The sequence below is a fragment of the Tardiphaga sp. genome (assembly GCF_028290495.1).
Lineage (GTDB): Bacteria > Pseudomonadota > Alphaproteobacteria > Rhizobiales > Xanthobacteraceae > Tardiphaga.
The window spans coordinates 1-12,470 of the sequence record NZ_JAQGJT010000121.1 but is presented as its reverse complement, the minus strand read 5'-3'; the positions used below and the strand labels follow the sequence as shown (position 1 = coordinate 12,470).

The 12,470-nt window shown below is 64.0% G+C and carries 10 protein-coding genes; 9 read left to right on the top strand and 1 reads right to left on the bottom strand.

Going from position 1 to position 12,470, the window contains the following annotated elements:
- Positions 1 to 564, bottom strand: a 564-nt coding sequence (locus JWQ24_RS17945; protein ID WP_299810898.1) for an ACT domain-containing protein, incomplete at its 3' end; no start/stop codon positions are given.
- Between the two features lie 136 nt (positions 565 to 700).
- Between JWQ24_RS17945 and JWQ24_RS17940 the strand changes: the two genes are divergently transcribed.
- From JWQ24_RS17940 to JWQ24_RS17900, 9 genes are all read left to right on the top strand, one after another.
- Entirely contained in the window at positions 701 to 1,543 is an 843-nt protein-coding gene (locus tag JWQ24_RS17940) for a uroporphyrinogen-III synthase (protein WP_299810895.1), read from the top strand.
- A gap of 58 nt (positions 1,544 to 1,601) precedes the next feature.
- Entirely contained in the window at positions 1,602 to 4,049 is a 2,448-nt protein-coding gene (locus JWQ24_RS17935) for a CoA transferase (protein WP_299810892.1), read from the top strand.
- Positions 4,050 to 4,165: 116 nt separating this feature from the next.
- The gene (locus tag JWQ24_RS17930; protein WP_299810889.1) at positions 4,166 to 5,398 is read left to right on the top strand and encodes a branched-chain amino acid ABC transporter substrate-binding protein; all 1,233 of its coding nucleotides are present in this window, start codon (positions 4,166 to 4,168) and stop codon (positions 5,396 to 5,398) included.
- A gap of 172 nt (positions 5,399 to 5,570) precedes the next feature.
- Positions 5,571 to 6,518 (top strand): branched-chain amino acid ABC transporter permease, encoded by a 948-nt coding sequence (locus JWQ24_RS17925; protein ID WP_299810886.1) that lies wholly within the window; start codon positions 5,571 to 5,573, stop codon positions 6,516 to 6,518.
- Positions 6,515 to 7,816 (top strand): branched-chain amino acid ABC transporter permease, encoded by a 1,302-nt coding sequence (locus JWQ24_RS17920; RefSeq protein WP_299810883.1) that lies wholly within the window; start codon positions 6,515 to 6,517, stop codon positions 7,814 to 7,816. Before JWQ24_RS17925 ends, JWQ24_RS17920 begins: the two co-directional genes overlap by 4 nt.
- A complete protein-coding gene (locus tag JWQ24_RS17915) occupies positions 7,813 to 8,562 on the top strand; it encodes an ABC transporter ATP-binding protein (RefSeq protein WP_299810880.1) in 750 nt (249 codons plus the stop codon). The genes JWQ24_RS17920 and JWQ24_RS17915 overlap by 4 nt, the downstream gene beginning before the upstream one ends.
- Positions 8,562 to 9,257 carry an ABC transporter ATP-binding protein gene (locus tag JWQ24_RS17910; protein WP_299810901.1) on the top strand — a complete coding sequence of 232 codons (696 nt, stop codon included), beginning with the start codon at positions 8,562 to 8,564 and terminating at the stop codon, positions 9,255 to 9,257. The genes JWQ24_RS17915 and JWQ24_RS17910 overlap by 1 nt, the downstream gene beginning before the upstream one ends.
- 289 nt (positions 9,258 to 9,546) lie before the next feature.
- A complete protein-coding gene (locus tag JWQ24_RS17905) occupies positions 9,547 to 10,365 on the top strand; it encodes an ABC transporter ATP-binding protein (protein WP_299810878.1) in 819 nt (272 codons plus the stop codon).
- The gene (locus JWQ24_RS17900) at positions 10,362 to 12,290 is read left to right on the top strand and encodes a long-chain fatty acid--CoA ligase (protein ID WP_299810875.1); all 1,929 of its coding nucleotides are present in this window, start codon (positions 10,362 to 10,364) and stop codon (positions 12,288 to 12,290) included. The genes JWQ24_RS17905 and JWQ24_RS17900 overlap by 4 nt, the downstream gene beginning before the upstream one ends.
- Positions 12,291 to 12,470 lie beyond the last annotated feature (180 nt).

Here is a 12,470-nt window from a genome sequence, read left to right as displayed (position 1 = left end):
CCCGGCCAGGCTCACGGACATCTCGTTCGACAGGATCTGCATGTAGCGCGCCAGCACCACGAGATCGGTTTTGGTCCTGCCGGCCAGGTCGAGGATCGCCGTCTCCTGCGCCTGCTTGGTCTCCTTGGTCACCGGCAAATGATGGAACGGAATGTCACCGAAATCGAGATCGCGGTAAGTTTCGCGCGGATGATTGGACACGATGGCGGTGGGGATCATGGCGAGTTCGCCGGTTCGCCAGCGGTAGAGAATGTCGGCGAGGCAATGGTCGGATTTGGAAACCAGCAGCATCACCCGCTGGCGCGTGGCGCGGTCGCGCATCCGCCACTCCATCTTGAAACGGTCGGCGATCGCAGCGAATCCTGTTTGCAGCGCCGGCAGATTGACCGCGAGATCGGCGGCGGTGAAAACCACCCGCATGAAAAAATGACCGGTCTCGACGTCGTTGAACTGCTGGGCGTCGAGGATGTTCTGGCCGTTATGAGCGAGGAACGTCGATACCGCGGACACGATGCCCGGACGATCGGGACAAGACAACGTGAGGACGAACTGGCGATGGGGCATGGGCACTGATCTGCTGGGAGGAAACCGGGCGGTTGCGCCCTGCTCTATCATCCGCGACTGCCTTGCGCCAAGCCCGCCTTGCAATGCAAAATGGACGTCCTTGCCACCGGCTTAACGGGCAAGACGGGAGCGAAACATGGCTGACAGACTGAACGGCTATCGCATCCTGATCCTGGAGACGCGCGAAGAGGCGCAATTCTCCCGGTTGCTGACTGAACAGGGCGCCGACGTGCTGCAGTGCCCGATGTTCACCATCCACGACGCCCCCGATCCAGCCCCGGTGGAGGCGTGGATTCGCCGTTACATCGATCGCCCGTTCGACGACCTGATGCTGATGACCGGCGAAGGGCTGCGCCGGATCATGAAGGTGGTGCGGCGGCTTGGCGTAGAGGCGGATTTCGTCGCCGCGGTCGGCAAATCCCGCAAGTTCACCCGGGGCCCCAAGCCCGGCCGTGCGCTGCGCGAGATCGGCTGTGAGGCCGACATGACGACGGAAACACCAACCTCGGAAGGCGTCGCGTCGATGCTGGCAGGGATCGACCTGCAAGGCCATCGGCTCGGCCTCCAGCTCTATCCGGAAAAAGACCACAGCGTACTGATCGCTGCCATCACGGCCTGCGGCGCCGAGGTCGATACGGTGCTGCCATACATCTATGACGCACAGGCGGCGGAGGCCAACATCCTGTCCGCGATCGACGAGATGGCCGCGGGCCGCGTCGATGCCATCGCGCTTACCAGTTCCGGCCAGGTACGCCGCCTTCTTGAAGCCGCCTCCGCGCATGGCCGCGACCAGCAATTGCGCGATGCCCTTGCGAAGACACCGATCGCCTCGGTCGGGCCGGTCGTGTCCGACGAGTTGAAGACTTACGGGCTGCGCACCGACATCTATCCAGCCCACGACACCTTCTTCATGAAGCCGCTGATCTCGGCGATGTCGCAGTCACTCGGAAAATCCGCGCCGCGCGCCCGCGCCGGGTGACTTGACGCCAGTGCTGATCACGACATGATGCGCTCAAACAAATAATGATTGGGCGGAAATGCCAAGCTTGCCATTGTCGAAACTGCGCGTCGTCGAAATCGGATCCGGCGACACGCTGGACTATTGCGGCAAACTGTTCTCAGACTTCGGCGCCGAAGTCATCAAGATCGAGCCGCCCGGCGGCGATGTCGCAAGGCAGTTCGCGCCCATGGTCGATGCCGGCGGCGGCCGCCGCGAGAGCGGATATTTCGCCTGGCTCAACACCAACAAGCGCAGCATCACCGCCGATCTCGATCGCCCGGAAGACGTGGCGCGGGTCCGCGCACTGCTGATGCAGAGCGACCTGCTACTCGACGGACGTTCGCCGCAAAGCATCCCGGCATCGCTGCTGACGCACGACGCGCTGCGCCAGGAACAGCCCGGCCTTGCCATCACCGCGATTTCATGGTTCGGCGAACACGGCCCCTACAGCAACTACGAGGCCACCGACTCGGTATGCCGCGCGCTGTCCGGCAACGTCAAACTGGTTGGCCCCAAGGACGGCCCGCCGGTGCTGCCGCGCGACGGGCAGATCGCCGTAATGGCCGGCCTGACCGCTTTCATCCCCTCCCTCGCCGGCCTGTACGGCCACGCCACGGGCGCCCGGCGCTTTGCCGTCAGCGCGCAGGAAGCCATGCTGCAAATCAGCGAGTTCGATACAGGACTCGCGCTGGAAATCGGCTTCACCCGCCCGCGCATCGCGATCAACCGCTTCGGCCGCGGCTATCCGGTCGGCACCTTCCCAACCAGGGACGGCTGGCTCGGAATCACCGTCGTCACGCCCGCGCAATGGGCGGCGTTCTGCGTAATGATCGGCATGCCCGAGCTAGAGCACCAGCCGAACTACGCGGACAGTCTGCTGCGCACCACGCATTGGCCGGCGCTGCTGGAAATCTTCCAGCCGGTGCTGATGCAGCAGACCGCGAACTACTGGTTCGAGCGCGGCATCGAACTGCGGATTCCGCTGGCCGTCGTGCCGGATATGGAAGAACTGCTCAAGCAAGACTACTATCGCGAGCGTGGCGCGTTTGCGAAGGTCGAGATCGGCGCCGCTTCATTCGATGCGCCGGTGCTGCCGCAGTATCTCACGCAGTCGCGCCCGCTGCCGAACGGCGTTGCTCCGTTCGCCGGCGAGCATGACGGCATCGCTTTTCCCGAACACCATCGCACGGCCACGCGCGCGGCCACGCCCGACGACGCCCTGCCACTGAAGGGCCTGCGCATCATCGACCTGACGATGGGCTGGGCCGGCCCGTCGGCGACGCGGCAGATGGGCGATCTCGGCGCCGAGGTGATCAAGATCGAGTCCTGCCAGTACCCCGACTGGTTCCGCGGCACCGATCCGCGCGGCCCGTACCATTCCGAACGCACCTACGAGAAGACCTACTGGTTTCAGCAGATGAACCGCAACAAGCGCGGCATCACGCTCAACCTCACCACCGAAACCGGCCGCACGCTGCTCAAGCGATTGCTCGCCGATGCCGATGCGGTGATCGATAACTACGCCGCCGACGTGCTGCCGCGCATGGGCCTCGGCCCCCAGGCGATGCTGAAGATCAATCCGCGGCTGGTCGTCGTAACGATGCCGGCGTTCGGTATGACCGGTCCTTGGAGCGGCGTGCGCGCCTATGGCTCAACGCTCGAACAGGCCTGCGGGCTGCCCTCCGTCACCGGCCGCGAGGGCGACGCCCCGACCATGCTGCATGCCGCACTCGGCGATCCCTTCGGCGGCGTCAGCGCGGCCGCCGCCCTGATGCTCGGCTTCGTGCAGCAGCGCAACACCGGCACCGGCCAGCACATCGACCTCAGCGCGGTCGAAGCCCTGCTGCCGCTGGTGGCCCCCTCGGTGATCGAGCAATCCGTCACCGGCAAGTCCGGTCCGCGGATCGGCACCCGCCATCCGCGCTTCGTGCCGAACGGTTGCTTTCCATGCCTCGGCGAAGACCAGTGGATCACGCTGGCGGTACGCAGTGATGCGGAATGGCAGGCGCTGTGCACCGTGATGCACCGCCCCGATCTCGCCGCCGATCCGGTGCTCGCCACGGCCAAAGGCCGCCGCACCGAGGAGGACAGCATCGAGGTCGCGGTGCGGCAGTGGACCGTGACGGTACGCCCGGACCTCGCCATGGTGACGCTGCAAGCGCACGGCATCCCCGCCGGTACGGCACGTCTGCCCGGGGATCTCGCCGGCGATCCGCATCTGATGCAGGTCGGGCACTGGCAGCCGGCGGTGCGCCCGTTCATGGGCCCGCACCTGCTGCCGTCGGTTGCCTATCGCGAAGGCAATAACCCGCTGCCCTATGCAATCACGCGATTGGCGCCGACGCTCGGCCAGCACAATGCCGAAGTATTGCGCGAACTACTCGGCCTGTCGGACGCCGAGATCGAGGAATTGCGCACCACGGAAATCATCGGCGACACCGCAGTATCCGCGACAAAGAAAGCCTCCGCGATCCCCGCCCCATGACTTTTGGACGCTTGCAGGTTGCGATGCGTTAGACCACACTCCCGTCAAAGCCGGCGAAGCGGCGGCAGTGCCGCCGGTCTCGAATGAGCTGTGACAAAAAATCCAGGGAGAGTGAAATGCGCAAACTTGCGATGGTTGCGGCTATTGCGTTGCCGATTTTCGGTACGGCGGCGATGGCCCAGGAGACGGTCAAGATCGGTTATATCGATCCCTTGTCCGGCGGCGGCGCCAGCGTCGGCGAAGTCGGCTTCAAGACCTTCCAGTTCCTCGCCGACGAACTCAACGCCAAGGGCGGCATTCTCGGCAAAAAGGTCGAGATCGTCCCGCTCGACAACAAGACCAATCCGCAGGAAAGCCTGATCCAGGCGCAGAAGGCGATCGATGCCGGCGTGCGTTACGTCACGCAGGGCAACGGCTCGGCGGTGGCCGGCGCACTGTCGGATTTCATCACCAAGTTCAACGATCGCAACCCCGGCAAGGAAGTGCTTTACTTCAACTACGCCGCGGTCGATCCGGTTTTGACCAATGATAAGTGCAGCTTCTGGCATTTCCGCTGGGATGCCAATTCCGACATCAAGATGGAAGCGCTCACCAACTACATCAAGACCGTCCCGACCGTGAAGAAGGTCTACCTGATCAATCAGGACTACTCGTTCGGCCAGTCGGTGCGCACGCAGGCCCGCGCCATGCTCGGCGCCAAGCGTCCGGACGTCCAGATCGTCGGCGACGAGCTGCATCCGCTGCTCAAGATCACCGACTTCTCGCCCTACATCGCCAAGATCAAGGCCTCCGGCGCCGACAGCGTCATCACCGGCAACTGGGGACAGGACTTCGCGCTGCTGCTGAAAGCCGCAGCCGACGCCGGGCTGAAAGTGAGCTGGTTCACCTATTACGCCGGCGGCACCGGCGGCCCGACCGCCATCAAGCAGGCCGGCCTGAACCATCAGGTGTTCCAGATCGCCGAAGGCATTCCGAATCTCGGCCACGCCTCGGCCGACGTTTTCGAAAAGGCGCTGCGCGCCAAGTACGATTTCAGCCTGTTCTATCCACGCGCTGTCAACGAGATGCGGATGTTTGCTGCAGCCGCCGAGAAGGCCAAGTCGCTTGAGCCGGTCAAGGTCGCAGCCGCCCTCGAAGGCATGGAGTGGGAAGTCTATGACGGCGGCAAGGGCATGATGCGCAAGGACGACCATCAGTTCTTCCAGCCGATGTACATCGCCTCGTTCGGCGATCGCACCGAGAAGGAGCCGTTCGACGAGGAAAAGACCGGCTGGGGCTGGAAGATGATGGCCAAGATCGATACCCCGCAGACCGTCCTGCCGACCACCTGCAAGATGGAGCGGCCGTAACAACGACTATCGGCGTGCCACCCGAGTCGGCCACACACCCCGTCATGCCCGGGCTTGTCCCGGGCATCCACGCCTGCGGTAACGCAAGAAAGACGTGGATGGCCGGGACAGACCCGGCCATGACAGCGTTTCTGCTGTTTCCATTTGCGACCAGTCGATGCTGAGGTAATTCGTGCTTGAACTGATCGTCATCTCCACCCTCAACGGCGTCCTGTACGGCATGTTGCTGTTCCTGATGGCCAGCGGGCTGACCGTGATCTTCAGCATGCTCGGCGTGCTGAATTTCGCCCATGCCAGTTTCTACATGCTGGGCGCGTTCTTCGGCTTCCAGATCAGCCGCTGGTTCGGCTTCTGGCCGGCGCTGATCATCGCGCCTGTTCTGGCCGGCGCGATCGGCGCCGGCGTCGAGCGCTTCGGCCTGCGCAAGGTGCACAAAAACGGTCATGTCGCCGAATTGCTTTTCACCTTCGGCCTGGCGTTTGCGATCGAGGAGATCGTGCAGATCATCTGGGGCAAGAGCCCGGTGGATTTCCGCGTGCCGCCGCTGCTCGACTTCCCGGCCTTCACGATTTTCTCCACCAACTATCCCGCCTTCAAGATGTTCATGCTGCTGGTGTCGGTCGTGATCTTCATCGGCCTGCTGGTGGTGCTGAAGAAGACACGGATCGGCCTGATCGTGCAGGCCGCGCTGACGCATCCGCACATGGTCGGGCATCTCGGCCATAATGTCGGGCGCATCTTCATGCTGGTGTTCGGAGTCGGTACCGCTTTGGCCGCCGTCGCCGGCGTGATCGCGGGTCCCGCATTGGTGACGCAGTCCAACATGGCCGGCCTGCTTGGCCCGATCCTGTTCGTGGTCGTCGTGGTCGGAGGCCTCGGCTCCTTGCCGGGCGCTTTTGCGGCCTCGCTGCTGATCGGACTGGTGCAGACCTTCGCGGTGTCGATGAATGGTTCGCTGTCCGGCGCCTTCGGGCCGCTCAGCCCCGATTACGCAACGACCTGGCTGTCCGACATCTGGAACGTCACCATCGCCCAGATCGCGCCGATCATGCCCTATCTGCTGCTGGTGCTGATCCTGATCTTCCGCCCGATGGGTCTCCTGGGAACACGCGACACATGAGCGATCTCGCATCAACCGTTGCCCCGCCGCTGCCCGTCGCAGCCGACCGGCTCAAATTCTATGGCCTGTGGATCGCCCTCGTCATCGCGCTTTTGCTGCTGCCGCGGATATTCTCCTCCGGCGGCTCGCTGACCACGTTCAGCCTGATCGGCATCTCGATCATCTTCGCTCTGTCCTACAACATCCTGCTCGGCCAGACCGGCATGCTGTCGTTCGGCCACGCGGTGTATTACGGCCTCGGCGGCTTTCTCGCGATTCACGCCATCAACATCGTCGCCCGCAACAAGCTGGCGATCCCGCTGCCCGTCATCCCGCTGATCGGCGGCATCACCGGGTTGTTCTTCGCAGCCCTGCTTGGCTGGGTCTCGACACGGCGTTCCGGCACCGCGTTCGCAATGATTTCGCTTGGCCTCGCCGAACTGGTGGCGTCCTCAGCGCTGATCCTGCGCACCTTCTTCGGCGGCGAGGCCGGCGTCTCCGCCAACCGCACCAAGGTGTTTCGTCTATTCGACTGGAGTTTCGGCCCGCAGATCCAGATCTATTACCTGGTCGCGGCCTGGACGCTGCTCGCCATCATCACGATGTATGCGCTGACCCGGACACCGATGGGCCGGATGTGCAACGCCGTGCGCGACAATCCCGAACGCGTGCAGTTCGTCGGCTACGATCCGCACATGATCCGCTACCTCGCTTTCTGCTTCTCCGGCTTCTTCGCCGGCATTGCCGGGGCGCTGGCGGCGATCAATTTCGAGATCGCCAATTCGGCCTATCTCGGCGCGGTGCAGTCCGGCACCGTGTTGTTCGCCACCTATATCGGCGGCATCGGCTTCTTCATCGGACCGATCGTCGGCGCCATCTTCGTCACGCTGCTATCGCTGGGGCTCAGCGACCTGACGCCGGTATGGCAATTGTATTTCGGCCTGATCTTCATCGCCGTGGTGATGTTCGCCCCCGGCGGCATCACTGGCCTGTTGATGATGCACCGGCCGCTGATCCGGGCCGGCACGCTCAGCCACGTGCTGCCGAGCTACGGCATTGCCTTCGTGCCGACGCTGGCGATGGTGATCGGCCTGATGATGGTGATCGAGACCGTGGTCCACTACAGCGTCGACCACGGCGACAGCCCGAACATCCGCGCCTTCGGCATCAGCTTCAACGCGGCCAGCCCGATCACATGGGCCGTCGCAGCCCTGCTCGTCCTCGGCGGATTTTACCTGGCACGAATGAGCTGGGCGCGCGTCGCGCTGGCCTGGGACGATGCGCTGACCCAGGCGCGCGGCAAGGGAATTGCCGCATGAGCCCCGCCATCGAACTCCGCGGCGTCGAAAAGAGCTTCGGTATCACCTCGGTGATCCGCAACGTCGACCTCACGGTGGCGCAAGGCGAGCGCCACGCGCTGATCGGCCCCAACGGCGCCGGCAAGTCGACGCTTTTCAACCTGATATCAGGCTACATGAAGCCGACGGTCGGCGAGATCAGGCTGCGCGACGAGGTGATCTCCGGCCTGCCGCCGTACCAGATCAACCGCCGCGGCCTGTCGCGCAGCTTCCAGGTCACCAACGTGTTCGCCAATATGAGCGTGTGGGAAAACCTGCGTTGCGCGGTGCTGTGGGCGACCGGACAACGCTACGCATTCTGGAAGAACATCGATAAATTGCCGGAGGTGCGCGAGCGCACCGCGCAGATCCTGCAGGATATCAACCTGACCTCGCGACGCGACGTTCCCGCGGGCCTGCTGACCTATGCCGAGCAGCGCGCGCTCGAGATCGGCATCACCATTGCGGGGGGAGCCGACGTCATCCTGCTGGATGAGCCGACCGCCGGCATGAGCCACGCCGAGACCGAGCGCGCGGTGATGCTGATCCGCCGACTCACCGAGGGCCGCACGCTGCTGATCGTCGAACACGACATGAGCGTTGTGTTCGGCCTTGCCGACCGCATCTCGGTGCTGGTCTACGGCCAGATCATCGCATCCGGCACGCCCGAGGAGATCCGCGGCAATCCGAAAGTGCGCGAAGCCTATCTCGGCGAGGAAGTCGTATGATGCTCGAAGTGCGCGACCTCCACGCCTATTACGGCAAGAGCCACATCCTGCAGGGCGTCGACATGCATATCGACGCGGGCGAGGTGGTCAGCCTGCTCGGCCGCAACGGCGTCGGCCGTTCCACCACCGTCAAGGCGATCATGGGCGAAGTGCCGCCGCAGGGTGTGATCCGCTTCAAGGGCACGGACATCGCCGGCCTGCCGAGCTACAAAATTGCCCATCTCGGGCTCGGCTATGTTCCGGAACACCGCGATATCTTCCCGGCACTGACGGTAAGGCAGAACCTGATGCTGGGGATCAAGGATCCGAAAAAGCCCGGCAAATGGAAATTGCAGGACATGCTCGACATGTTCCCCAATCTCGCCGCACGCGCGGATACCACCGCGGGCGTTATGTCGGGTGGCGAGAAGCAGATGCTGACGATCTGCCGCACGCTGATGGGCGACCCCGATCTGGTGATGATCGACGAGCCCACCGAGGGCCTGGCGCCGATCATCGTGCAGCAGGTCGGCGACCTCCTGGCCGAAATCGCGCGGCGCGGCGTGGCGATCCTGCTGGTCGAACAGAAACTGTCGATCGCCATGCGCATCTCGCACCGCGTCTATGTGATGGGCCACGGCCGCATCGTGTTCGAAGGCACGCCGGCGGATCTCAAGGTCAACGACGCCGTGCGCAAGGAATGGCTGGAGGTGTGATGATCCGGCGCGAGGCCACACACTCGATTGTCGTCCCCGCGGAAGCGGGGACCCGGTATACGGGCGGCATTTCAGCTTCTCGCTACCGCCAGTGATTACTGGGTCGCCCGCTTTCGCGGGCGATGACAGTGGAGAGGACTCCGCCGGCCGAAGCTGCCCCGGAATGACTACCCCATGCCCCCTCTCCGGCCGGTCATTAGTCGAATAGGGCAAGGTTGCACGCCGGTGTAGCTTCGGCTCAACTGACCAAACGACAGAGCGCATAAGCGCCGTTGCAGGGAGTGACAGCGTGGAACACGCTTTAGAAGTGCGCGGGGTGTCCCTGCGCTTCGGTGGCGTCAGGGCGCTCACCGAAGTGAGCTTCGCCGTTCGCCCCGGCGAATTGTTTTCCATCATCGGGCCGAACGGCGCCGGCAAGACCTCCATCGTCAACTGCATCTCCGGCCGCTACCGACCGACCGAGGGGCAACTGTTCTATCGCGGCCAAGACATCACCGGCCTCACCCCCAATGCGCGGCCCGGCCTCGGCATCGGCCGCACCTTCCAGAACCTCGCTCTGTTTCACCACATGAGCGTGCTCGACAACATCATGGTCGGCCGGCACCACCTCCTGAAGAACAACTTCCTCACCGGCTCGCTGTACTGGCTCACCGGCGCGCGCAAGGAGGAACTCGAGCATCGCCGCAAGGTCGAGGAGATCATCGACTTCCTCGATTTGCAGAGCGTGCGCAAGGCGACCGCCGGCACGCTGCCCTACGGATTGCGCAAACGCGTCGAGCTGGCGCGCGCGATGGCGCTGGAGCCCAACCTCATTCTGCTCGACGAGCCGATGGCCGGCATGAACTTCGAAGAGAAAGAGGACATGGCGCGCTACATCGTCGACCTCAACGAAGAGTTCGGCATGACGGTGATGATGATCGAGCACGACATGGGCGTGGTGATGGACATCTCGCACCGGGTGATGGTGCTGGATTTCGGCCGCAAGATCGCCGAGGGCGAGCCCGCAGAAGTGCTCGCCGATCCGCACGTCAAGCGCGCTTATCTCGGCGAGGAGGATGAGGTGCTGGCCGATCCCGACGGCATTCCGGTTCCGGAGAGCGCGGCATGATGGACTACGCCGGACGCGTCCTCGAGGCCGACACCTATCCGAAGCTGCTGCGCCTCAATGCCCGCGAACATGGCGACGAGATCGCCTTGCGCGAGAAGGACTTTGGGCTGTGGCGCGTGTTCACATGGAATGACTACCAGGCCCGCGTGAAAGATTTTACGCTCGGCATGGTCGAGCTCGGCATAGTCAGAGGCGATGTCGTCGGCATCATCGGCGACAACCGGCCGGACTGGGTGTCGGCAGAAATCGCGGCGCACGCGGTCGGCGCAATGAGCCTCGGCCTGTACCGCGACGTGCTCGACGAGGAAGCCTCGTACCTTTTGAACTACGGCGAAGCAAAAATAGTATTCGCCGAGGACGAGGAGCAGGTCGACAAGCTGCTGGCGCTCGGCGACCGTGTGCCGCAGATGCGCCACATCGTCTACAGCGATCCGCGCGGCATGCGGAAGTATGACGATCCGCGTTTGCTGGAAGCCGACAAGCTGGCGCAAATGGGACGCGACCGCGCGGCCCGCGAGCCGGACCTATACAACCAGATGGTGGACCGCACGCAGGGCGAGGACGTCGCCATCCTCTGCACCACATCGGGCACCACCTCGCATCCGAAACTGGCGATGCTGGCGGCCGGCCGCGTGCTCGGCCACTGCGCGACTTATCTCGCCTTCGATCCCAAAGGGCCGGACGATGAATATGTCTCGGTGCTGCCGCTGCCGTGGATCATGGAGCAGGTCTATGCGCTCGGCAAAGGCCTGCTGAGCCGGATGAAGGTCAACTTCGTCGAGCAATCCGATACGATGATGAACGACTTTCGCGAGATCGCGCCGACCTTCGTGCTGTTCGCGCCGCGGGTCTGGGAGGGCATCGCCGCAGATGTCCGCGCCCGCGTGATGGATTCATCGCCGCTGAAGCAGCGGCTGTACGAGGTCGGCATGAAGGCCGGGCTGGCGGCCCTGGCCGACGGCAAGAAGTCCACCGTCGCCGATATCATGCTGTTCCGCGCGCTGCGCGACCGGCTCGGTTTCACGCGGCTGCGCTCGGCGGCGACCGGAGGCGCGGCGCTGGGGCCGGACACCTTCAAGTTCTTCCGCGCGATGGGCGTGCCATTGCGCACCCTGTACGGCCAGACCGAAACGCTCGGCGCCTTCACGCTGCACGAGGCAGCCAGCGTCGATCCCGACACCACCGGAATCGCGATGGGCGACAACATCAAGATCGAGATCCGCGAGCCCGACGTGCACGGCGTCGGCGAGATCGTCGTGCAGCACCCCAACATGTTCCTCGGCTACTACAAGGCGCCGGAGGCCTCGGCCGCCGACATGCGCGACGGCTGGATGCATTCCGGCGACGCCGGCTATTTCAACGAGGCAAAGCAGCTCGTCGTAATCGACCGCATCAAGGATCTAGCGCAGACCGCGCGCGGCGAACGCTTCTCGCCGCAATATATCGAGAACAAGCTGAAGTTCTCGCCCTACATCGCCGAGACGGTGGTGCTCGGCGATAACCGCGAAGCGCTGGCAGCGATGATCTGCATCCGCTTTTCGATCATCTCGAAATGGGCGGAGAAGAACCGACTCTCCTTCACCACCTACACCGACCTAGCATCACGACCGGAAGTCTACGCGCTGCTGCGCAAGGAGGTCGAGGCCGTGAACGCCACGCTGCCGCCGGCGCAGCGCATCGCCAAGTTTCTGCTGCTGTACAAGGAACTCGATGCCGACGACGGCGAACTGACCCGCACGCGAAAAGTCCGCCGCAGCGTCATCAACGAGAAATACGCGGATATCATTGACGGCATCTATGGCGGGGCGCGGGATATCCCGGTGGATACCGTGATCCGGTTTCAGGACGGCACCACGCAGCGGATCCGGACGACATTGCTGGTGATCGACCTGGCAAGAGATGTTGCGATGGAGGCGGCGGAATGAGGGGGCACCTGAGTCTGCGTTCAGACCGCGCGCCGGCGCCCGTAGCCGCACCCTCTCCCCTTGTGGGAGAGGGTTACGCGGAAATGCACCCCGAACTCGCTCGGGAGAGGGGGTGCCAAACGCACGGTTTTCGCTTGTGGCTCCCCCTCTCCCGGCCGCGCTTCGCGCGGCCACCCTCCC

Excerpts from the sequence above, each read along its gene's own strand:
- JWQ24_RS17940 (WP_299810895.1), top strand. The coding sequence starts at position 701 with ATGGCTGACAGACTGAACGGCTATCGCATCCTGATCCTGGAGACGCGC.
- JWQ24_RS17935 (WP_299810892.1), top strand. The coding sequence starts at position 1,602 with ATGCCAAGCTTGCCATTGTCGAAACTGCGCGTCGTCGAAATCGGATCC.
- JWQ24_RS17930 (WP_299810889.1), top strand. The coding sequence starts at position 4,166 with ATGCGCAAACTTGCGATGGTTGCGGCTATTGCGTTGCCGATTTTCGGT.
- JWQ24_RS17920 (WP_299810883.1), top strand. The coding sequence starts at position 6,515 with ATGAGCGATCTCGCATCAACCGTTGCCCCGCCGCTGCCCGTCGCAGCC.
- JWQ24_RS17915 (WP_299810880.1), top strand. The coding sequence starts at position 7,813 with ATGAGCCCCGCCATCGAACTCCGCGGCGTCGAAAAGAGCTTCGGTATC.
- JWQ24_RS17910 (WP_299810901.1), top strand. The coding sequence starts at position 8,562 with ATGCTCGAAGTGCGCGACCTCCACGCCTATTACGGCAAGAGCCACATC.
- JWQ24_RS17900 (WP_299810875.1), top strand. The coding sequence starts at position 10,362 with ATGATGGACTACGCCGGACGCGTCCTCGAGGCCGACACCTATCCGAAG.